The organism is Streptomyces sp. NPDC054765 (assembly GCF_053612065.1).
Genome location: NZ_JBSHBP010000051.1, coordinates 33,709 through 54,839, shown reverse-complemented (window position 1 = coordinate 54,839; position 21,131 = coordinate 33,709). Strand labels below are relative to the sequence as shown.

22 protein-coding genes and 2 pseudogenes are annotated in these 21,131 nt (G+C 70.3%); 7 read left to right on the top strand and 17 right to left on the bottom strand.

What is annotated here, in order from left to right; translation table 11 throughout:
• Nucleotides 1-110: 110 nt before the first annotated feature.
• Nucleotides 111-941: a hypothetical protein gene (locus tag ACWGJY_RS27445; protein ID WP_453263524.1), complete on the bottom strand. Its 831-nt coding sequence runs from the start codon at nt 939-941 to the stop codon at nt 111-113.
• 519 nt (nt 942-1,460) lie between these two features.
• Here ACWGJY_RS27445 and ACWGJY_RS27440 point away from each other — a divergent pair.
• The 3 genes from ACWGJY_RS27440 (at nt 1,461) to ACWGJY_RS27430 (ending at nt 4,456) form a co-directional block, all read left to right on the top strand.
• Nucleotides 1,461-2,216, top strand: coding sequence for a histone deacetylase (locus ACWGJY_RS27440; protein ID WP_453263523.1), 756 nt, complete (start codon nt 1,461-1,463; stop codon nt 2,214-2,216).
• 165 nt (nt 2,217-2,381) lie between these two features.
• Nucleotides 2,382-2,960: a dihydrofolate reductase family protein gene (locus ACWGJY_RS27435; protein WP_453263522.1), complete on the top strand. Its 579-nt coding sequence runs from the start codon at nt 2,382-2,384 to the stop codon at nt 2,958-2,960.
• 170 nt (nt 2,961-3,130) lie between these two features.
• Complete coding sequence (locus ACWGJY_RS27430; protein ID WP_453263521.1) at nt 3,131-4,456, top strand: phosphoribosyltransferase family protein; 1,326 nt, start codon at nt 3,131-3,133, stop codon at nt 4,454-4,456.
• A 12-nt stretch (nt 4,457-4,468) separates the two neighbouring features.
• Here the strand turns inward: ACWGJY_RS27430 and ACWGJY_RS27425 are convergent, their stop codons facing one another.
• The 12 genes and pseudogenes from ACWGJY_RS27425 to ACWGJY_RS27370 form a co-directional block, all read right to left on the bottom strand.
• Nucleotides 4,469-4,792: a putative quinol monooxygenase gene (locus ACWGJY_RS27425; protein ID WP_453263520.1), complete on the bottom strand. Its 324-nt coding sequence runs from the start codon at nt 4,790-4,792 to the stop codon at nt 4,469-4,471.
• A gap of 456 nt (nt 4,793-5,248) precedes the next feature.
• On the bottom strand, nt 5,249-5,485 hold the full coding sequence (locus tag ACWGJY_RS27420) for a hypothetical protein (RefSeq protein ID WP_453263519.1): 237 nt from the start codon (nt 5,483-5,485) through the stop codon (nt 5,249-5,251).
• 257 nt (nt 5,486-5,742) lie between these two features.
• Nucleotides 5,743-5,820, bottom strand: a complete 78-nt coding sequence (locus ACWGJY_RS27415; protein WP_373558710.1) for a 50S ribosomal protein bL37 — start codon at nt 5,818-5,820, stop codon at nt 5,743-5,745.
• A gap of 172 nt (nt 5,821-5,992) precedes the next feature.
• A complete protein-coding gene (locus ACWGJY_RS27410) occupies nt 5,993-7,201 on the bottom strand; it encodes a 4-hydroxybenzoate 3-monooxygenase (protein ID WP_453263518.1) in 1,209 nt (402 codons plus the stop codon).
• Between the two features lie 356 nt (nt 7,202-7,557).
• Complete coding sequence (locus ACWGJY_RS27405) at nt 7,558-9,024, bottom strand: IPT/TIG domain-containing protein (protein ID WP_453263517.1); 1,467 nt, start codon at nt 9,022-9,024, stop codon at nt 7,558-7,560.
• A 274-nt stretch (nt 9,025-9,298) separates the two neighbouring features.
• Nucleotides 9,299-9,397 (bottom strand): annotated as a pseudogene (locus ACWGJY_RS27400) (IS5/IS1182 family transposase); the annotation flags it as partial.
• A 101-nt stretch (nt 9,398-9,498) separates the two neighbouring features.
• Nucleotides 9,499-10,185: a class F sortase gene (locus ACWGJY_RS27395; protein WP_453263516.1), complete on the bottom strand. Its 687-nt coding sequence runs from the start codon at nt 10,183-10,185 to the stop codon at nt 9,499-9,501.
• Nucleotides 10,182-11,006: a hypothetical protein gene (locus ACWGJY_RS27390; RefSeq protein ID WP_453263515.1), complete on the bottom strand. Its 825-nt coding sequence runs from the start codon at nt 11,004-11,006 to the stop codon at nt 10,182-10,184. Before ACWGJY_RS27390 ends, ACWGJY_RS27395 begins: the two co-directional genes overlap by 4 nt.
• A gap of 293 nt (nt 11,007-11,299) precedes the next feature.
• Nucleotides 11,300-12,157: a class I SAM-dependent methyltransferase gene (locus ACWGJY_RS27385; protein WP_453263514.1), complete on the bottom strand. Its 858-nt coding sequence runs from the start codon at nt 12,155-12,157 to the stop codon at nt 11,300-11,302.
• Between the two features lie 284 nt (nt 12,158-12,441).
• Nucleotides 12,442-12,612 carry a hypothetical protein gene (locus tag ACWGJY_RS27380; protein WP_453263513.1) on the bottom strand — a complete coding sequence of 57 codons (171 nt, stop codon included), beginning with the start codon at nt 12,610-12,612 and terminating at the stop codon, nt 12,442-12,444.
• A gap of 278 nt (nt 12,613-12,890) precedes the next feature.
• Nucleotides 12,891-13,076 carry a hypothetical protein gene (locus ACWGJY_RS27375; protein ID WP_453263512.1) on the bottom strand — a complete coding sequence of 62 codons (186 nt, stop codon included), beginning with the start codon at nt 13,074-13,076 and terminating at the stop codon, nt 12,891-12,893.
• A gap of 100 nt (nt 13,077-13,176) precedes the next feature.
• A complete protein-coding gene (locus tag ACWGJY_RS27370; protein ID WP_453263511.1) occupies nt 13,177-14,190 on the bottom strand; it encodes a DUF4331 family protein in 1,014 nt (337 codons plus the stop codon).
• Nucleotides 14,191-14,577: 387 nt separating this feature from the next.
• Between ACWGJY_RS27370 and ACWGJY_RS27365 the strand changes: the two are divergent.
• Together ACWGJY_RS27365 and ACWGJY_RS27360 are read left to right on the top strand one after the other, a co-directional pair.
• Nucleotides 14,578-14,683: pseudogene (locus ACWGJY_RS27365) on the top strand (transposase family protein); the annotation flags it as partial.
• Between the two features lie 107 nt (nt 14,684-14,790).
• Nucleotides 14,791-16,017, top strand: coding sequence for an FAD-dependent oxidoreductase (locus ACWGJY_RS27360; RefSeq protein ID WP_453263510.1), 1,227 nt, complete (start codon nt 14,791-14,793; stop codon nt 16,015-16,017).
• 61 nt (nt 16,018-16,078) lie between these two features.
• Here ACWGJY_RS27360 and ACWGJY_RS27355 read toward each other — a convergent pair whose 3' ends face one another.
• Complete coding sequence (locus ACWGJY_RS27355) at nt 16,079-16,888, bottom strand: alpha/beta fold hydrolase (RefSeq protein ID WP_453263509.1); 810 nt, start codon at nt 16,886-16,888, stop codon at nt 16,079-16,081.
• Between the two features lie 140 nt (nt 16,889-17,028).
• Between ACWGJY_RS27355 and ACWGJY_RS27350 the strand changes: the two genes are divergently transcribed.
• Nucleotides 17,029-17,910 (top strand): helix-turn-helix domain-containing protein, encoded by an 882-nt coding sequence (locus tag ACWGJY_RS27350; RefSeq protein ID WP_453263508.1) that lies wholly within the window; start codon nt 17,029-17,031, stop codon nt 17,908-17,910.
• A gap of 151 nt (nt 17,911-18,061) precedes the next feature.
• Here the strand turns inward: ACWGJY_RS27350 and ACWGJY_RS27345 are convergent, their stop codons facing one another.
• A complete protein-coding gene (locus ACWGJY_RS27345) occupies nt 18,062-19,081 on the bottom strand; it encodes an aldo/keto reductase (protein WP_453263507.1) in 1,020 nt (339 codons plus the stop codon).
• A gap of 157 nt (nt 19,082-19,238) precedes the next feature.
• On the opposite strand from ACWGJY_RS27345, the gene ACWGJY_RS27340 reads away from it, so the two are divergent.
• Nucleotides 19,239-19,829 (top strand): TetR/AcrR family transcriptional regulator, encoded by a 591-nt coding sequence (locus ACWGJY_RS27340; RefSeq protein ID WP_453263506.1) that lies wholly within the window; start codon nt 19,239-19,241, stop codon nt 19,827-19,829.
• A 212-nt stretch (nt 19,830-20,041) separates the two neighbouring features.
• On the opposite strand, the gene ACWGJY_RS27335 is transcribed toward ACWGJY_RS27340, so the two are convergent.
• A complete protein-coding gene (locus ACWGJY_RS27335; RefSeq protein WP_453263505.1) occupies nt 20,042-20,788 on the bottom strand; it encodes an SDR family NAD(P)-dependent oxidoreductase in 747 nt (248 codons plus the stop codon).
• Nucleotides 20,785-21,102: a hypothetical protein gene (locus tag ACWGJY_RS27330; RefSeq protein WP_453263504.1), complete on the bottom strand. Its 318-nt coding sequence runs from the start codon at nt 21,100-21,102 to the stop codon at nt 20,785-20,787. Before ACWGJY_RS27330 ends, ACWGJY_RS27335 begins: the two co-directional genes overlap by 4 nt.
• Between the last annotated feature and the right edge of the window lie 29 nt (nt 21,103-21,131).

Below are 21,131 nucleotides of genomic sequence, written 5' to 3'. Positions count from 1 at the left end.
AAGGGCCGCGACGGGGCGGGCCCGGCCGGGAACGGGAGGCCGGCCGGGCCCGGCCGCCGGCCGCCCCGTACACGCTCCCGCCCGTCAGGGCATGACGGGTTCGGGGCGGCTCACTCGTACATCACATACTCCGGCTGCGGCCGCAGAGCCAGCACCTCCTTCGGCGTCATCAGGCGGCTGCCCTTGGCATCCTCCTCGTAGAAGAGCTTGAAGCCGGTGTGCAGACCGTCCGGCAGATCGCTGACCAGCCGTCGCCAGGTCCCGCGCTTCAGGCCCGGTGAGCCGATGCCGTCGGCGCTCTTGATCAGCGCCACACCGGGCTGGGGCCGCAGGGCGGACTGGTCACCCACGACGGACGTGGCCACCTGGTGGAAGACCAGCGGTTTCTGCGGCAGATCGTGCGCCTCGACCAGCCCGGACAGATAGCGGGCAACCCTGGTCAGCTCATGGCCGTCGGTGTGCCCGTAGGTGTCGCCCGGCACCTCACCGGGGCTCATCTCCCACTCCGGGTCGAGCGCGATCCCCACGTCGGGGTGGACCAGCCAGTCGCGCAGCGCCTTGACCTCGTCGAGCACCGACGCACGGCCGGGCTGGATGTTCAACAGCAGCAGCGCCCGCCGTTCGCGCGCCAGGCGGTGGAAGCGGCCGATGGTGGCCGGCGGCGTCCGTGAGCGGTACCTGCCGTCCGGGCCCGCCGTGGCGTTCGCGACCGTCGCCAGGAGTTCGAGTACGGGCAGCGGTTCGCGCCCCGCGGCGTACGCATGCGCCACCTTCTCCGCCTCGGCGGTCCGCTTTCCCGGGTCGCCGATTCCGAGCCGGCCGAGCGCCGCGGCCCCGGGCAGACCGCAGAACCCGACCAGCCGGTAGCGCGGGAACAATTCCCGTCCGCCACGCGGCAGTTCGGGCCGGCGCCGCTTGGCCGGGCGGGCCGAGGGGGGCACTGTCCTGGAGCCTGACGGGCTCGGGGCGCCGGACCCGCCGGAGGGGGACGGCGAGCCGCCGGGCGGCGACGCCTCGGGGGCGGAGTCCGCGCGCGAGGGTGTGCCTCCGCATGCGGTGAGCACTCCCAGCCCCGCCGCAGCCGTGGCCGCGAGCAGATGACGCCGGCTCGCACCCGGCGGTGGAGCGGGCACTGCGGCGCGGCGGCCGGCCGCCCCTGCCCTGCGTATCCCTGCCTCGTTTCGCCCTGACACATCCGCCACACTGCCTCCGTCCTGCGGCGTCCGGCCGATGACCGGGCGCCGGCTGTCCTTCGGACCGGTCCTGTCCGTGCAGTGCGCATCTCCAGACCACTCGCGGCAAAACCCGTTGGGTAACGATCAAGCCAGGTGCCGGCCCCTGCGCCCGCTTCGTTCATCCGCCCTTCACCGCGCCGCCGCCCGATGGTACGGTCGCCCGCCCCGAAGGCCGCGGACCCGCCGGACGCCGCCGTGGCGAACCCGTCCGCGTAGCGTGAGGGCGTGACCAGGCCCCAACGCCTCGAAGCCCTCGGCGACTCCCCCGAAGCCGTCCGCCGCCTCACCCCCGACGACCGCCTCTGGTACGCCGCATACGGCTCCAACATGCATCTCGACCGCCTGACCAGCTACCTGGCCGGCGGCCGGCCTCCCGGCGGGCTGCGCACCCACCCCGGCTGCCGGGACCCCCGCCGCCCCACGCGTACGGCACCGGTCATGCTGCCCGGTCTGCTGTACTTCGCCACCGAATCGCGGGTGTGGACCGGCGGCCGGGCCTTCTACGACCCCGGCCCCGCACCGGCCGGCACCGGGCCCGGCCGGCCGGGCGGGCCCGAACTGCCGGGCGGGCCCGAACTGCCGGGCGGGCCCGAAGCGCCGGCCCGCGGCTATCTTCTGACGCTCTCCCAGTTCTCCGATATCGCCGCTCAGGAGATGTACCGGGAGCCCGGCCGGGATCTCGACCTGACGGAGGCCCTCACCCACGGCAGGGCCCGGACCGGCCCCGGCCGGTACGAGACCCTGGTGTGTGCCGGGCTGCTGGACGGCTACCCGGTGCTGACCTTCACGGCCCCGTGGAGCAGCCGGGACATCACCATGAACCCACCCTCGGCGGCCTATCTGCGGCACATCGCGGCCGGCCTCGTCGCCGCCCACGGATGGAGTGCGCTCCAGGCCGCCGCGTATCTCGCCGGCTGCCCGGGGGCCAAGGGGCACTGGACGGCCGCAAAGATCGCGGCGCTGCTCACCGGCCCGCGCTGACCGGCGCGCACCCGCCCAGCCCGCGCTGACCGGCCCGCACCCGCCCGGCTCCCCTGCGCCGCGCACACCGGGCGCGGCGGCGCCCCGTCCGGGCACACTGGTGCCATCCGGTCGGTGGATCCCGGCCCGGCGCCGCCCGCCCCGAGGACTTCAGCGAGGACCACGATGAGAAAGATCATTCTGTCCATGTCGGTGTCCCTCGACGGCTTCATCGAGGGACCGGACCGCCGGATCGACTGGCACCTGGTCGACGACGAGCTGCACCGTCACTTCAACGAGCAGCTCAGGACGATGGGCGCCTTCATGAACGGCCGGGTCACCCATGAGCTGATGGCGCAGTTCTGGCCGACCGCCGACGCCGACCCCTCAAGTACCGGCCCCATGGCCGAGTTTGCCGGGATCTGGCGGGACACACCCAAGATCGTGTTCTCCCGGACCCTGGAGCGGACCGACGGGAACACCACCCTCATGCGCGAGGTCGTCCCCGAGGAGATCATGGCGCTCAAGGCGCAGCCGGGCGGAGACCTGGCACTCGGCGGCGCCGACCTCGCGGCGGCCTTCATGCGGCACGACCTGGTCGACGAGTACCGCCTCTACATCCATCCGGTCCTCATCGGCCGGGGCAAACCCCTCTTCGGTGCCTCGGACGCCCGCACCGGTCTCCGGCTCGCCGGGACCCGGACCTTCGGCAACGGTGTCGTCCTCCTCCACTACCGGCGCGCCGAGGACTCCGCGACGGGATGATCGTCACGTAGGGGTGCGTCCCTGGGTGCGCCCGTCACCACGGCCGGCCTGCTCCGGGCCGACGGCCGGGGCACCCCTGGCGCCCGACTTGCGAAGCCTGCCCGGATGGGGTTATTTCGAAGTGAGGTGTGGACGCAGCTCGCGTCTCCCCTGGCTAGGGGGTGCACACTGTGCTGTTCACTGACCGCGCGGACGCGGGGCACCGCCTCGCCGAGGCGCTGGGGCACCTGCAGGGGGAAGAGCCCGTCGTGCTGGGACTGCCCCGTGGCGGGGTCCCGGTGGCCTTTCACGTGGCCCGCGCGCTCCGGGCGCCGCTCGATGTGATCGTGGTCCGCAAGCTGGGGGTCCCCTACCAGCGTGAGCTGGGTTTCGGCGCCATCGGCGAAGGCGGCGTACGGGTGCTCAGCGACGACATCATCCGCCGCGGGCGGCTCGACCAGGCGGACCTGGCATCCGTGGAGCATGCCGAGGCGGCGGAACTCGCACGGCAGGCGGAGCGCTTCCGCGCCGGGCGGCCACGGCTCGACCTCACCGGCCGGACGGCGATCGTCGTCGACGACGGAATCGCCACCGGGGCCACCGCGGCGGCCGCATGCCAGGTGGTACGTGCCCAGGGCGCGGCCCGTGTGGTCCTCGCCGTACCCGTGGCGCCGCCGGACGCGGCGGAGCGGCTGCGCACCGCGACCGATGAATTCATCTGCCTCTCCACCCCGTTCGCCTTCTCCGCGGTCGGTGAGTGGTACCGGGACTTCTCCCAGACGCCGGACGAGGAGGTCGTCTCGCTGCTGGCCGAGGCCGCGGCCGGCCCCGAACCGGCGGGCCGCGCGCCGTCCTCCGCCACCCCGGGCGGGGCGGCGGAGACGGACGTGGCGGAGGAGGTGGCGATCGACGCCGCCGGGGTCCGGCTCACCGGAGACCTCACCGTGCCGGCGGGCGCCCGTGCGGTGGTGATGTTCGCCCATGGCTCGGGCAGCAGCCGGCACAGCCCCCGCAACCGTCTGGTCGCCCGGGAGCTGAACCAGGCAGGCCTGGGCACCCTGCTCTTCGACCTGCTCACGCCGGCCGAGGAAGCCCACCGGGCGAATGTCTTCGACATCGGGACCCTGGCCGAGCGGCTGACCGATGCCACCGCCTGGCTGCGCGGCCGCTTCCCCGGCCCGGTCGGCTACTTCGGCGCGAGCACCGGAGCCGCGGCGGCGCTACGGGCCGCCGCCGCCCCCCGCGCGGACATCGGCGCGGTGGTCTCCCGCGGCGGCCGCCCCGACCTCGCCGGACCGCTGCTCGCCGGCGTACGGGCGCCGACGCTGCTCATCGTGGGCGGCAACGACCCCCAGGTCCTCGACCTCAACCGCGAGGCCGAGGCTGCCCTGCCCGGGGAAACCCGGCTGGAGATCGTTCCCGGCGCCACCCACCTCTTCGAGGAACACGGCGCCCTCCAGCAGGTCGCCGAGCTCGCCCGGGACTGGTTCGTCAGCCACTTGATGCCGCCGGAATAGCGGAACCCGGGCTCAGTCGATGGTGATCTCGCCCATCGCGCTCCAGCCGTCCGCACCCTCGATGCCGGTGCTGACAATGTCCGGAGTGCGGCGCAGCAGCGGGCGCATCGTCTCGATTCCGGCGCGGAAGTGGTCGGAATTCACATGCGCTTCGGCGGCGTCGTCCTTGAATGCCTCGACCAGGACATAGGTGTTCGGGTCTTCGATACTGCGGGACCATTCGAACCACAGGTTGCCGGGCTCGGCGCGGGTGGCGCCGGTGAAGGCCTCGACATGCTGCGGCCACTCTTCGGCGTACTCGGGCTTCACGGGGAACTTGACGACGATAAAGATCATCCATTGAGTCTAGGTCACCCGGTACCGTCCGCCGTCACCCCGGGGCATTCGTGCCGCCGGCACGTCGTCATCACCTCGCGCGGCGTCTCGTGGGGGGGGCGGTGCGTACCGCGGGGAGGGGCGGCGCTTCCCGCCGGAGGAGGGCACACCGCGTTCCCGCACGAAACGCGCACGCATGACGTCCGGATACCACCGGGTGAACCGTAACGCGACAACGATGGCCGCGATGGGGATGGTCAAGCCCGTCCACAGGCTATTGGCATTGCGCAGTCCGAGGTCGCCATAAGCGCCCGCTATTGCCGCCACACCGAACGCGGCGCCCCACACATCCGTGCTGCGGTAATTGGCACGCAGAAACCGGGAATCGTTCCAGAATTCACGAGGCACTTGATCCCGGGCGTAGCGTACTGCAGGGTGAACGGCACTCCGATCGCCATGGCTCCGGGGAAATCACCCTCACACCATATTCGAGAGCTCGCCCGAGTAATTCTCCCACCAGCGGTGCGTGCCCACGGAGGCGAAGATGCCGATGACGGCCGGCACCGCGAAGAAGACCACATCGGAACTCTCCAGGATCTTGAAGGATCCTCCGGGGCGGCGTACGCGGCCGGCGATGACGACCGCCACGGCGAGGACAAGGGACACCCCGACCGCCAACTCCTTCCCGGTGAACGCCATCACGTCACGGGGCACGACCGGCGGACGGTACGGCTGTGGCCCGGCCCTGTTCGCCACCCGCGGCCAACAGCGGTGTGCGGCCTTCCCGTTCCACCCGATCCGGCAGGATCCAAGCCTGGCGGCAGGCCGGTCAGGCCTGGCCGGGGCTCTGACGAAGCCACCGGCAGGGTGCCTCACCACAGTGGGCCCCCCGCGCCCACGGCAGAAGGACGCGAAGAGCCCACGGAAACCCCATCGATGAGGTCAGGCCAGGCCAGGCCACGGTCCCTCGGTCAGCACTGCGGCCGCTTGCCGTGGTTGGCACCGTTCTTGCGACGGGCCTTCTTCTTGCGACGGCGCTTCGATGACATGGCGTCTCCCTTCCTCGGAGTCTCAGCGATGCTTTTCGCCGAATTTCTACCACTTCTCACCGGTATCTCGCCCGGCGATCACGAAGCCGCGTACCCAGCCCGCCGGGGACCCATCCCTCCCGGGGGGTGAATCACCCCACAGATCTGCGGTGCGGATCCGTCCGGCACGACACTACAGATCGGCTTCCTCGCCGAGGTACAGCCCGGCGAAAGCCTGCGCCGCCGACTCGGAGCCCAGCAGGCGCCGCAGCCGCGCCGAGGCCGTGCCCGCAAGGAACCGGTCACCGGACGAGGCGCCGTGCAGCACATAGGACAGCCACTGCGAGAACTCCAGGTACTGCCAGACCCGCCGCAGACACGCCTGCGAATATCCTTCGAGACCGCTGTCATCGCCCTTGTAGTGCGCGATCAGCGCCTCCCCGAGCAGCAGTGCGTCATGGATCGCAAGGTTCATGCCCTTCGCGGCGATCGGCGCGACCAGGTGCGCGGAGTCGCCCGCCAGGTAGACGCGGCCGTACGCCATGGGCTCCACCACATAGTCGTGCATGTCCAGGACCACCTTCTCGATCAGCGGCCCTTCGGCCGGCGGCGGGGCCCCGTCGGCGGCGAGCCGGGCGCGCAGTTCGTCCCAGACCCGCGTGTGCGGCCAGTCCTCGGCGTTCTCGCCGGGTGCGACCTGGAGGTAGTAGCGGGTGACCTCGGGGCTACGGGCCATATGGGCACCGAACCCGCGCTCGTGGATGCCGAAGACCACACCGTCGGCGGACGGCGGCGCCTCGGCGAGGAGGGCGAGCCAGGCGACGCCGTGGTCGTGGCGGGTGAGGAGCGCCCGGTCGGCGGGTATGGCCGCGCGGGTCACTCCGCGCGCGCCGTCGCAGCCCGCGATCATGTCGCACTCGATCCGGTGCCGGACGCCGGTCACGGGGTCGGTGTACGACACCGCCGGCCGGGCACCGTCGATGTCGTGCAACCGCACCTCGCGGACGCCGAAGCGCACATCGCCGCCCGCCTTGTCCACGTACGACGCCGCGAGGTCGGTGACCAACAGCGGCTGTGGGTAGACGAAGTGACGCCGGCCCGACAGCTCCGCCGTCCGCACGGTGTGCCGCTCACCGTCGAACCGGAACTCGAACTCCCCCTGAGTGGTGGCTCGTTCGTGCAACCGGTCGGCCAGTCCGTGCCGGGCCAGCGCATCCACCACCCACTCCTCCATGAACCCGGCGCGCGGCCGCTGCTCGATGAACTCCCTGCTCTCCGCTTCCAGCAGCACGCAGTCAACTCCGGCGGCCTGTAGCAGATTGGCCACGGTGAGCCCGGCGGGCCCGGCCCCGACGATGGCAACGCGGGTGTGGGTGAGGGAAAGGGAGGGGGTGGAGGACACGGCGCGAGGTTCCCTTCGGGCGGGCGGAAAGATCGCACGCAGTATGGCGGTCCACGCGGACGGACCACCCGGCGCCCCGGCGGTCCAGCAGATGTACGCGGACCGCGGCCCCGCAGAGCACCCCGCACCAGAGTGCCGCACACCGCCGCCACCGAGGATATTTCCGCAGGTCATCCCGCATGTCCAGGCAGCTGTCAGCGGCACCGGACACACGGCCGGCGGCCCGGTCCCCCGTGAGGTCGCCTGCTCGCCGCAGGGCGAACGGTCCTGCGGCGATCCCTCACCCGGGCACGGTTCGACCGGCCGGAGTCAAGGCCCGGGGCTCGAAGGGCCACCCCGGGCACGGAGCGTGCGGACTACCGTCCGGTGTAGGTGAACTCGTCGGCCGGGCTGGTGGGCGAGGTGGCCTTGCCGACCGTCACGGTGACGTTCACCGTCTGGTGGTCGTCGAGCTGACCGGGCGCGGTTGCGGTGATCTGGCCGGTGGAGACGAACTTGACCGCATCGGATGCCTTGTCCTTGAAGTGCACGGTGGCGCCATCGGCGAAGCCCGAGCCGCTGATGGTGACCGGGGTGCCGGCCTTTCCGCTGGTCGGGCTGACCGCACTGACCACCACAGGTGCGGGTCCGCCATAGGCGAACTGCCCCATCGCGACGGCCGGGGAGGTGCCGAGGGTGTTGGTGACGCGGACGTGGACGACGCCGGTTCCGTTGGGGACCTGAGCGGTGATCCTGATGCCGGAGGGGTCGATGACGGGCTTGGTGCAGGCGAAGTGGCCGAAGTCGACCATGCTGTCCGGACTGAAACCGGTGCCGTTGATGGTCACCGTGGCGCCTGACGCGCCGAAGGTGGGGGTCAGGTCGGTCACCACCGGCCCGGAAGGGACGGGGGGCGCCCCCACCAGGTCCAGGTAGGTGGAGTTGGCGTGCTGGAAGGCGACCTGGCCGAGGAAGTCCTGGGTGGTCTTGTTGACCAGGTTCTTGGCAAGGCTCGTGTATCTGGTGTTCATCGGGCTGAGCGTGCCGGGCTGGACGTAGACGTTGCCCTTGGTGCGCTTGGCGATCGACCCGATGAGCAGCTTCACTTCTTCGGTCGCCTGCGGTCCCGGGCTCGGGTACCAGCCGGCGGTGGTGTCGAGATCGGCCCACGCGTGCGGTACCAGGTCGTAGGCGTTGTTCTGGCGCTGGTCGATGACCCACGGCACGGAGTCGAAGTAGTCGACGAAGCTCTGCAGGCCGGCGGTGGGAGCGGCATAGGTGATCACCGCGAACTTCGGCTGATTCGTCCAGGTCTGTGCCTGCAGGTACGGCGCGAGCATGGTGGCGATGCAACCGCCCAGGCTGTGACCGGTCAGATAGACGGTCGGCTGCGGCGAGGAGGGCGCCGACTTGAGCGCGACGGAGAGCGCCTGATTGAGCGTGGCGTTCGGGGAGGGTGAGGCGATCGAGCGGGCGTTGACAACCCGTTTGAACGCATCCATCGCCCCCTTGGAAACGGCGACGGGCTTCGGCGATCCGCTTTCGGGGAACGGGACGACTGTGCCGACATCGAGGTCCTCGAGGATGTCGGTCAGATCGGCGTCCGTTCCGCGAGCGACCACGGCGAACTCGTTCGAGCCGTTGGTGCTGCGTGCGAGGTAGGCCATATTGGCGTTGGCCTCGCTCAGGGCGAGCCACACCAGCTCCCACGCGCCCTGCGTCGCAAGGCTGGAATCGCTCAGTTGCGCGTCGACGCCGGTGATGATTCGTTTGGTCTGCTGCTCCAGGGTTTCCCCGGACGGACGCGGGGTGGCCCCGGTGGCTGCAAGGGCAGCCAGGGTCATGGTTACCTGGGTGATTGTCGGATCGGGTGCCATCGTCGTTCCTGCTCCTCGGATGTTGTGCCGGTGCGGAGACGGGACGGCCTTTCGGCAGCATCAGGGCAGATCTGTGCCGAACCGGCCGTCAGATTGGATCGCGCACCATCAGACCTCCCCTCTGCGTTCTCCGGTGCTTTTCCTGCCCTCAGGTTGACCAGGTTCACCTTGTTGGCCGGTCGCCATACGTGTGTGCGGTTCGCCGAGCCGGGTGCGCAGCCGGATCTTCACTCGTCGACACGCCAAGTGGAGGATCCGGGTGGTATTCCGGCCGCTCGGGCAGCAGGACCGCGCATTGGCCCCAGAGCGGTTCGGTCAGCCATGGTGGAAGCGCGGGCACAGGTCTCCCCGGTGATCACAGAGCGTCGCAACTCCATGATCACCGGGACCTGTGCCCGTACTGTTGCCGACGTCCCCCACCGCGCCTCTCCGCGCGACCGCTTACGCACTGCCCGTCAGGCTGGCGAACACCACCACATTGTCGGGGAAGTAGTGCCGGCCCTGGTTGTACTGGCCGCCACAGGTGATCAGGCGGAGGCCGGCATGATCGAGGTTCTTGTACACCTCGACCGTGGGGAACTTGTCCTTCGGGTACTGGGCGACGCGGTCAACGGTGAACTTGGCCGTCTTTCCGTCCTGCCGCGCGACCTCGATGGTGTCACCGGCCTTCATCGTCGACAGCTTCTCGAACACCGACGGCTTGCCGTTCCAGGAGACATGGCCGGCGATCACCGCCGGTCCCTGGGAGCCGGGCGTCGGTCCGGGCTGGTACCAGCCCGCCTTGTCGGGGTCACGAGGGGTCTCCATGGCCCCGTTCTTGTGCTGTCCCAGCGTCTCCAGAGTGGAGGAGACATGGATCGAGGGGATGGAGATCCGTTCCGGAACCGACTTCGCCATGCCGGCGGCGACCTGGCCCCCGGAGCCCTTGCCCGGCGCCCCGTCGCCGGGGGACGAATCCCCGCCCGGAACCGGCTGCTGTCCCGCGGGGAGCGATGGAGGCGAAGCTGCTTCCGGTCCTCCGCACCCGGCGACGAGCACGGTCGCCCATGCCGCGGCGAGTACACAGCCGGCGGCGCGGCGGCCCCGGCGGCGTACGGCGATCACGGTGTCCTCGTTCCGGCGGCTCACGCGGCGGCCCCGTTGCTCCCGGCCCGCCCGGCGGCGAGCACGCTCTTCCGCCGCCGCGCGAAGGTCAGTGCGCCGGTCAACACCACAAAGGCGGCGCCGGAGGCGCCCAGCACCGCGACCGGGACCCCTTTCGGCTCGGAGGGCCCGGTTCCGGTCTCCACCCCGCCGACCGGAATGGATCCCACCGCAGCGCCCTTGACCTCGCCACAGTTGGTCGGAGCGGTGGCCTCCTGGGGGAGTTTGGGATCGAGTTCGCTCTTGCCCGCGCCCTGGAAGTCGTACTTCTTGTTGCCGTTGCGGTCGATGCCGTGCTGCACGATGTGCAGGTCCTTGATGTGGTCGGCCACCGCCTGGGAGACGGTGAGCGTGCGCTCGTAGGAGAGCGTGCCCTGCGCGCTCGCCACGGGCATACGGTCGATGGCGAGGCCGCTCATCATGTCCGTGGATCCCTTGGTGGTGAGCGAGATGTTGATGTTGCCGTAGTCGACCGTGGCTTCGGTGTTGTCGATGACGCCGTCGCCGTTGGTGTCGGCGCTCGGGTCCGGGCAGTGGAAGTCATGGCCGTCGGTGGAGCCGTGGAGGTGCTGGGCGACGGGCTGGCCGGGCACGAGTCCCTCGGACTCGATCTTCACGGTCAGCTGGTTGCCCTTGAGGCTGAGCATCGCCGTGCCCTTGGAACCGGAGTTGTTCAGCTGCGCCAGATTGATCTGGAACGCTCCGGTGCCCTCGGCGACGGCCTGGGACGAGCCGCCCACGGCGAGGGCGAGGGCGGCGGGCAGAGCGACGAGTACGGCGAGGCGGCTGGTGCGCTTGGCTATCACGATCGTTCCTTATCCGGCGGCCTCCCTGGGGAGGGGACCGCACGTCGTCCGGGTTCGACAGCGACACCTCGGCGAGGCGTCAAGCGGTATTCGGAGCCGCAACACCCGCGGATGGGTGGCAGGTGGAAAAACTTTCCGCCGGCCTCTCCCTGCAGATCCGTAGGGCAGACGCCGCAGTAGTCCCCACGGACCGCGAGACCGCCGGGGCGCAAGGCCGCCGGGGCGCAGGTCACGCCGTACCAGCGGGGCCCGCCGCAGCATCGGTCACCGCGAGCGGTGACAGCCGAAGAGCATCAGGCCCTGGCCACCAACAGATCCTCGCCGCTTGACGGGCGGAGCCCGTCGGTCCGGTCGGCGAAGTAGCGCTCCGCCAGCGCAGTTCCCGACACGTGCTGGACGTCTCGGAAGCCGGCGTCGCGGGCCATCGCCAGCATCTCCTGCGGGGCGTAGAAGCTGATGAACGGCGTTCCGGCTGCTTGCGCCTGCGGCTTGGTCGCCTCGAGTGCGGGGCGATCGGCGTCATCGATGAGTTCGGCCGGCAGCATGAACGTCATGGCAAGGGTGGAGCCGGGGGCGAGCCCGGCGAGCCGGCGCAGGGTCGCCGCGGTGGCGTCTTTGGTGAGATACATGGTGACGCCGGTGCACACGACGACCGCCGGCTGACCAGGATCGAAGCCGGCCTCGGACAGCTGCTCCCACCAGTCCCCGCCCGCCTCGAAGTCGACCGGCACCAGTCGCAGCCAGTCGGGGATCCCGTGGCCGAGATCGATCAGGCGCCCGCGCTTCCAGGCTTGGGTGTCCGGCTGGTCGATCTCGAACACCCGTAGGCGGGAGGCGATCTCCGGCCTGCGCTGGGCAAAGGTGTCCAGCCCGGCGCCCAGCACGACGTACTGGGCGACGCCGCGGCCGGCCTGCTCGACCACCAGGTCCTCGACACATCGCGCACGGGCCACAATGGCCGCCCGGAACCCGCTGGTGCCGCGCGGGTCCATGTCCGGGCGGCGCCGCCATCCCTCGCCAGGGGCCGCCAGCTGCAGTCCGATCTCGTCTTCGAGCACGTGGGGCGGCGGGTCCACCTGCACATGCATCGCCCGCCAGAGGGCGACCCGCACCGCGGTGCTGTCCGGCACCTCGTTCTGCTCGTCTGCCACGGCGTCTCTCTCCTTAGGGTCAGTTCTTGAGGCGGCCACGCCGTTCGGGACACTGACGACGGGACCACAGATGACTGTCCGTGACCCTGACTCAAGTCTGGGTCCTTCTGGTGGCATCCCGGGGAGGGCCGAGCCATGCAGGTCCTCGCCGCGCGAGCGGAGGTGAACCGATGCAGGGCTCGTACCACGGTCACCACGACGTGCGCCTCCCCGCAGGCGGACGTAAGACCGGTGCTTTCTGCGCAGCCGGAAGTGGACCGTGAGCTGCCCCGCGCCCGAGAGCATCAGTATTCGACGCGGGAGGTGGCCGGCACGTCGAGATCGTCCTCCAGGTCGTCTTCGAGGAAGCTGTTCCGGTAGACCGGTTCGATGAAGACGTTGCTGTAGTCGGGCTTCGCGGGACGCGGGAGCTGGGCAGCGAGCTTGTTGTGCGGCTGCGGTGTTGAGGGGGGCATGAGGTTCCTCGGTGTTCTACGGTCGCAAGGGGCGGTCGGGCCGCGAGGGGTCGCACGGTCAGGCCGGCGTCGACGAACTTCTGGATACGCAGGCCGGCCGGCACGTCAGGGGCCGATGCCGCGCCCCCTCTCTCGGCGAGGCTCAACTCCGCCGACGTAGCGTGGAGATGATGCGGTGGTACCCGTCCGGTGCGGTGCCGTACCTGCTGTCAGTGTCGGCGAAGGACTGTGAATCGCGCCAGACCCTCGATTCGGTGATCATGATACGGGTATCGGCCTCAGCAGATCTTGTCCCCCGGGGAGAGCCTGCTCGACGCCCCGATCGTGAGGTGAGGGAAGCGCCCGGCCTCCCACTGATCTCCATCGACGACCACCTCGGCCACGTCGACCATCTCAGCCACCTCAGCCACGTCGACCACCTCGGCCACCTCGGCCACCTCGGCCACCTCAGCAGCCTCGGCCACACCTCCGGCTCCGCGAAACGCGCCCGCCAGTTCACCTTCGCCGCCCCGGTGGGCCTCAACCTGCCCGTGCAGCTCTCCCCGGACGAGCGCGACGCGGCGGTCAGTTCGTCTTGGGGTGCGGATTGCCGAGGTAGGGAAATTCGCCCAGAAGGTCGGTGTGAGGTGCCAGTCCGGTGGGAGGGATGTCGCCCTTCGAGAGGAAGGAGAGCCGGTAATTGATGACGTCGTCGGTGAAGACACGGCCGTTGGGGTATTGCGCGGGCTTCGAGGGGTCGAAAACCAGCATGTCGGGCAGGATGCGGTCGGCGTCCATCGCGGCGATCGCCTCTTCTCGCGTGTAGTTGCCGGTGTGCCCCATGAGGTGGACGAACAGATCCGTCCAACGATCACGATCGTTCACCGGCTCACTGGCGTTGTACTCCTCCTTCGTCTCGTCGGTGTTGAAAAAGCTGCTGACCGAAGGGTGGCCCGCACGGTCGGCATGGACGAGCTGCCCATTTCTCCGCACGCTGCAACGACCCCACATGCGGATCTCGGGGTTGGCGCGGAGCTCACTCGTCGGCAGTTCCACAACCGTCGAGAACACGTTGGCTTCGGTGTTCGAGTCCACTCCGGTCCACGGCGACTTGCCCCCGAGATGAGGCGCGGTGAAGTTTCTGCCGCCGGTGGTGTCGAAGAGGTTCTTGATCCCGTCGAAGTCGAAGAAAAAGGCGTCGCTACGACTACCGGCGAAGAAGGTGTAGTGACCAGAGGTGAAGCGGTTCGCCATGGTGCCGAACGACACCTCGGCGTCGGCAACGACCTGCTGTCCGACGGCTTCGGGCGAGCGGGCCTCCTCGCCTTTCGCCATGAAGACACTGAATGTCTGACGGCCGTCTTGGGGTGGAGAAAAGACGTAACTGATCGCCATGTCGGCGAGACAGTCCCCGTCATTGTCGATGTTGAGACGGTAGATGGCATCGGGGTGCAAAGCATCGGCATTCGGGTTCGCGTTGAGGATGAGCACCGTCCTCGCCGGGTCAGCGGGGGACTGAAACGCGTAGAGGTCACAGAGATCGAGCCTTTGGTCTCCGAGCGGTGCGCCAAGATTGAGACCGGTGAAGTGATTCGACATCCTGCATGTCCTTTCGCTGGTGAGGGGCCTACCGCCAGGCGGATCAAGATCTGGCGCCGGGGAACGCGGGTGACCCGTTCCCTGCCGAGAGGGCTACCAGACCTGATCCCGACATTGGAGCATGAAAGCGACCAAATCGACCGGATCCACACGAGGCCGTCCTCCTATGCGGCCGCGGGCCGGTGGTGCAGACCAGGGCGGGGCATGGGACCTGTGCGGGATGCCGTCGCGGAGGTGGTGGTCGAGAGAGGTGGCGCCGAAGGCCGGGGGGTCGCTTTGCCGCGGCTACGGGTCCGAGTGCGGTCCGGCCGGAGATGGCTGAAGCCGGGGCCCCGGGCCCGGCGCAGCGGTGTCTCGTCAACCGCGGTCCAAGCGCTGTCCCGTCAGCTGCCGGCCGCGGCCTACTGGCGTACCGACCTGAACCTGCGCCACGTCGGCCCGCTGTTCGGGATCTCGAAGTCGGCAGCCCCGTCGCATCATTGACCATGCCGGCCGGAGGCGAGAGGCAAGCATCGCCACCTGAATCCTGAACACCGGGCCGACCGGGTACATCATTGCTCTGGACACCCGGCGAGGCCTCACAAGAGAGCGGAGTGGCACGTGACACGCATACTGGTCATCGGCGGCGGGATCGCCGGTACGGCGACCGCACTGGCCCTGCACAAGGCGGGATTCGACGTCGACGTGCACGAGGCGCATCCCGACACAGCCCAGGACATCGGGGCGTTCCTGACCTTGGCGAGCAACGGAATGCGCGCGCTGGCGCAGCTCGACGCCTCGGAGGCGGCCACCGCGATCGGCTTTCCGCTGCGCTCGATGCGTGTTCTCGACGACCAGGGCGGTGAGGTGGCCCATGTTCCGCTGGGGGAAGCCGACGACACGATCCTGCGCTACCGATGCCTGCGCCGTGGCGAGTTGAACGCTGCCTTGCAGGCCGAGGTCACCCGCCGGGGCATCGGCCTGTCGCACGGGGCGCGGCTGGTGTCCGTTGAGGACGGTCCGGACAAGGTGACCGCGCGTTTTGCCGACGGCAGCGTAGCGACCGGAGACCTGCTCATCGGCGCGGACGGCCTGAACTCGATCATCCGGCGAGCGATCGCGCCCGGCGCGGACCCCGTCTACGCGGGGCAGAGCGTCTTCTACGGCTACACACGCAGCACCCCGGTGCCGGCGGAGACGGGGCACATCACCATGGTGCGGGGCAGCACCGCCGCCTTCGGCTACGCGGTCTCGCCGGACGGGGAGACGTACTGGTTCGCCCGCGTCGCCGGCCAAGCCATCCCCGCCGACGAACTCGCACACCCCACGCCCGCCGGCCGGCGGGAGCAACTCGTGGAGCTGCTGCGGAAGGACGCCTCCCCCGCTGCGGGCATCGTCGCGGCCTCCTCCGACGGCATCATGGCCACCAACGCCACCGAGATCCCGCTCGGAACGCCCTGGCGCTCCGGGCGGATGCTGATCATCGGTGACGCCGCGCATGCGGCTTCACCGGCGACGGGACAAGGGGCCTCGATGGCGTTGGAGGACGCCGTCATCCTCGCCAAGTCCCTGCGGGACACGCCTGATCCGCAGAGCGCGCTCTCCCTCTACGAGGCATGCCGCCGCCCCCGCGTGGAACACAACGTCACCGCCAGCGGAGAGATCTCCCGCGGCATCCGCACTCCCCCACGCACCGGCCGGGCACCGTCCCCTCAGCGTCCCGGTGACGACACACTGGCCCTCCAGCTGGACTGGGACCTCGATCTGCGCACCGTCTCCGGCGACACGGACCAAGAGCGACCGGCAAACGGCGAGGCAGCCCGCACGGCGCGCGAAGACGCACCGTGAACTCGACGTGCTGGAAGGTTCGCCGGGTTGGCCGAACCGGGACCGGTGCTTTGGCCGAGGATCACGTGTCGAGGTCGGCGAGGAAGCTCTCCAGCCGCGCCGCAACCTCGGCGGGGGCCTCCAGCGGCAGCAGGTGCCCACAGCCGGGCAGGACGTCCAGGACCGCGTGGGACAGGTGGGGCAAGAGGTGGTCGCGCAGCGTGCCGGCCGGCTCGACCCGGTCGTGCTCACCGGCCAGCACCAGGACGGGAACCTCGACCTGCCGGGCGGCGGCGGTGATGTCCGCGGCGATGCCGTGCAGCGGCCACTCCCGGCGTGCCGGCTCCTCGGCAGCAAGGCTGTCGCGCACCGCCGCGGCCCGCGTGGAACCGTCGAGGTGGACGGCGGTCAGCACCTCGTCGAGGGCCTGCTCGACGGCCTGCGGCGAGTCGTAGGCGTGCGACAGGAACTCCCGGTATTCGGCGGTGACATACGCCGGGGGCCGCGGCGGTGCCGGGGCCGCCAGCACCAGGCCCGCCAGCCCCTGCGGCCGCCGGGCGGCGGCGAGTTGGGCGACCTTGCCGCCCATGGAGTGGCCGACCAGGACGTAACGCTCCAGGCCGGCGCCGCGCACCACGTCGAGGAGGTCGTCGGCGAGCCGGTCGAGGTGGTACGGCCCGGACAGCGAGCGGGAAGCACCCCACCCGCGCTGGTCGAAGCGGACGGTCTTGCGGTCGGCCGGCAGCCGGTCCACGACCGCCTCCCAGGTTGCCGCCGATCCGCCCCAGTAATGCACCAGGACAAGGGCCGGCCCCTGCTGCCCCCGTTGGTGCAGGCGGATCTGTCCTCCCGCGACGGGGACGGTGCCGGTGTAGATTGTGGTTTCGGTCATCTCGGTACTCTCCGTGGGTCGAACGCCAGACGTCGCCGCACGGCTTCCTATGTGCCAGAAGCCGTGTCGGCAAGGGGTGTCTGCCGTCGACGCTACGGGCGGCGACCAGCCGGGGCACGGTGGAAAGGAGCGCAGTTGTTGTGGATAACGGTCAACCGCCCGCCGCGATCCGGCAGCTACGTTACGCCCCGGCTCCCGGCGCGAGCCTCGGCGTGGAGGTGCTCGGCTTCGAGCGGCTGCGGCGGATGGACCCCGAGCGCCGCCGGACCCGTCCGCAGCGCCCCGACTTCCACGTCCTCGCCCTGGTCCGGTCCGGGGAGGGCCGGCACGAGGCGGACTTCGCCGAACACCTGCTGCGGCCGGGCAGCGTGGTGTGGATCCGCCCCGGCACGGTGCACCGGTGGACCGACGTCGACCGCGTCGACGGGCCGCTGATCCTGTGTGAACCGGGCTTCCTGCCCGCACCGGGCCCCGCCGCCCACGCCGCGGCGGACTCCTTCGCGTCCAGCACGTGGCGGCTGGACGGCCGGGCCCGGGAACTGACCCTCCTTGCCGCGGACCACCTCGCCGCCGAGTACGCTGCGGCCCTCGCCGAACCGGCCGCCTCGCCGCCGCTGCTGGCCCACCTGCTCGCCGCCCTGGTGCTGCGGGCGCTTCCTGACGAACCGGCCCCCGCGCCCGTCGGCCAGGACCACGACCACCGGGTCTTCCACCGCTACCGCGCGGCGGTGGAGCGGGAATTCGCCCGCTGCCACCAAGTCGACCACTACGCGCAGGCCCTCGGCTATGACCGGCGCACCCTCACCCGCGCCACCCGCGCCACCACCGGCCTGGGCGCCAAGCAGTTCCTCGACCGGCGCATCCTGCTGGAGGCCCAGCGGCTGCTCGCCCACACCGACCTGTCTGCGGCCCGTTGCGCCGAGCGCGTCGGCTTCACCGACGCCGCAAACTTCACCGCCTTCTTCCAGCGTCAGACCGGCCTGCCGCCCAGCCGCTGGCGCAGCACCCGCAGCGGCCGCTGATCTCGGCCGGGGCGTCGACGCAGTCGCCCGGCAAGTCGCCGCATGCCGTGGAGGTCTGCACCCGGGCCGTCGAGGCTCACCGGGCACCTGCGCGATTCCCGCGGATCCGAGAAGTGCAGGGAAGAGGAGGTTGCGGCGGTCCCTCGGCCGGTCAGCTGCGTCGCAGGGACGGGTCGAGCAGCGCGGGCGGAGTGTCGTTCTTCTCGTGCGCGGCCAGGTCGGTGCCGGGGGCCACGATGGCGTCGATCGCATCGAGTACGTCGGCGGAGAGCACGGTGTCTGCGGCGGCGAGTTGCGAGTGCAGGTGCTCCAGCGTACGGGGGCCGAGGAGCGCGCCGGTCACGCCAGGGTGCGCGGTCACGAATCCGAGCGCGAGCTGGATCATGGTCAGGCCGGCCTCGTCGGCGACCTTGGCCAACCGCTCGACGGCTTCGAGCCTGGCCCGGTTGGCAGGGACGGCGGTATCGAAACGCTGCGGCATGAACGCCGAGCGGTTGCTGGTGATCTCCTGGCCCTCGCGGATCGCGCCCGACAGCCAGCCCGAGGCCAACGGGCTCCACGCCAACACACCGAGCCCGTATTCCTCGGCCACGGGCAGGACGTGGGCCTCGATCCCGCGCTGCAGGATCGAGTAGCTGGGCTGTTCGGTGACGTAGCGGCTCAGGTGATGCGTGCGGGCGGCCCACTGTGCCTGCACGATGCGGTAGGCGGGGAAGGTCGAGGAGCCGAAGTGACGGATCTTTCCTGCGCGCTGCAGGTCGGTCAGAGCCGACAGCGTCTCCTCGTCGCCGGTACGGGGGTCCCACCGGTGGATCTGGTAGAGATCGACGTGGTCGACACCGAGGCGGCGCAGGCTGTCGTCCAGTGCGGTGACCAGCCAGCGGCGTGAACCGCCCTGATGGTTGCGCCCGTCGCCCATCGGCAGGCTCGCCTTGGTGGCCAGCACGATGTCCTCGCGGCGGCCGGCGATGGCTTTGCCGACCATCTCTTCCGACTCGCCGCCGCTGTACACGTCGGCGGTGTCGATCAGGTTGATCCCGGCCTCAAGGGCGGCGTCGACCAGGGCGGTGACCTCGTCCTGGGTGGTGCGCCCGATCTTGCCGAAGTTCATCGCGCCGAGCGCGAGGGTGCTGACCTGCACACCGGTGCGGCCCATATTGCGGTACTGCATGCCTCTGCGTCTCCTCATTGCGGGTGGAACGTGGTGGCGATGGGTGGCTTGGATGTCAGGCTCCCGCTCTGGCATCATAAGCAAAACGGAACCTGGTTCCAGAACGATACGGAACACGGTTCCGGTTTGGCAAGTGCGATGACGGCGGAGGAGCGCGATGAACGACAGCGACCAGGGCACAGAGCGCGCGGCCCAGTCCCAACGGAAGGACGCCCGGCGTAACAAGCAGGCCCTGCTCGACGCGGCTGCCGCGGTCTTCGTCACCTCAGGCGTGGAAGCCCCCGTACGCGACATCGCGACCAAGGCCGGCGTCGGACTGGGCACGATCTACCGCCACTTCCCGACGCGAGCGGACCTCATCGTCGCCGTCTACCGGCATCAGGTCGACGCCTGCGCCGAGGCCGGTCCCACACTCCTGGCGACCAGCCCGACTCCGCATGCCGCACTGGGACGGTGGATCAGCCTCTTCGTCGACTTCCTGGTGACCAAGCACGGACTCGCCGCGGTGCTCCAGTCCGACAATGCCGCCTTCGACACGCTGCACGCCTACTTCCTCGACCGCCTCGTGCCCGTCTGCGCCCAGCTGCTCGAAGCCGCAGCAGCCGCCGGCGAGATCCGCTCCGACATCAATGCCTACGCACTCATGCGCGGAGTCGGCAACCTCTGTATCGGCGCGGACGGCGATCCCCGCTACGACGCACGGCGACTGGCCGAAATCCTCATCGCCGGACTGCAGCTGCCGCACTAGCCGTCCGCGTCGCGCATGCGTGCCGGTTGCCGATCCGCCGCGGCCGGTACGGGATGCCTTTGGCGAGGTGCCCGAGCACGACGGTCAGCACCGGGTGGCTCTCCACCGTACGCATCACATCCCTCGCGGTCTCGTCGCCCGGCACGACGTCCAGGCCGTGCGCGACGCGCAGGAACGCCTCGGTGGCCAGGTGCTGCTCGACCGCGAGGACCTCATGCCCGCCGCCCGCCGTCGACCGACATCGCGATCCCGGTGACATAGCACGCGGCGTCCGAGCAGAGCCAGACCGCCGCCGCCGCGACCGCCGCCGGCTCGGCCAGCCGGCCGAGCGGCGTGATCGCCGTCTGCTGCGCAACCATGTCGGTGCCGGCCGCCACCTTTTCGAACCCGGCAGTGCGGGTCGGGCCGGGGCAGACGGCGTTGACCCTGATGTTCTGCGGCGCGTAGTCCACCGCGGCGGCCTTGGTGAGCCCGACCACGCCGTGCTTGGCAGCCACATAGGCGGGGGCGTGCTGGATCGCGTACAGCCCGCCGTTGGAGGCGATGTTGACGATCGCGCCGCCGCCGTGGAGCAAGGGCAGCTCGTACTTCATGCACAGGAAGGTCCCGGCCAGATTGACGTGGACCACGCGCTCGAACTCGTCCAGGGTCATCCGGTCGAGCTGCCGGTGGTGCGAGGCCAGGCCGGCGTTGTTCACGGCGAAATCGAGGCCGCCGTACGCCGTGACCGTGCGCTCGACGGCCGCCTGTACGGAGCGTTCGTCGGCGATGTCGACGGTGACGGTCAGTGCTTCCCCGCCGTCCTTCCTGATCATCTCGGTGGTCTCGGCCGCCGTGCGCTCGTCGATGTCGAGCACGGCGACCGCGGCGCCGCTCCGGGCGAACTCCACTGCCGTCGCGCGGCCGATCCCACTGCCGGCGCCGGTGACCAGTCCCACCCTTCGGGAAACGTCGCTCATACCAGCGGCTCGTGGTTCGCCCAGGCGACCCGGTACGGATGCCGCGACTGCCAGTGGTCGATGACCTCGTGCATGCCGGGTGCGGCGAACGCCTTCGTCAGCGCGTCGGTGTCGGCCAGGGCAACCTGCACGATCGCGGTCGCGATCATCGCGGGAATGCCCTCCTCGCCGGGGACGGGGAGGTGACGCCGGACCGCGACCGACCGCACGAGACCGGAGCCGAGCATGACCCGTTCGATGTCTGCGAGGTATTGATCGAGCTCCGTGGCGGGCAGCGGCTGATCGAAGGAAACAATCATTGTGTGGTTGATCATGCGTCCATCCTTGACGGCCTACGCCGCCG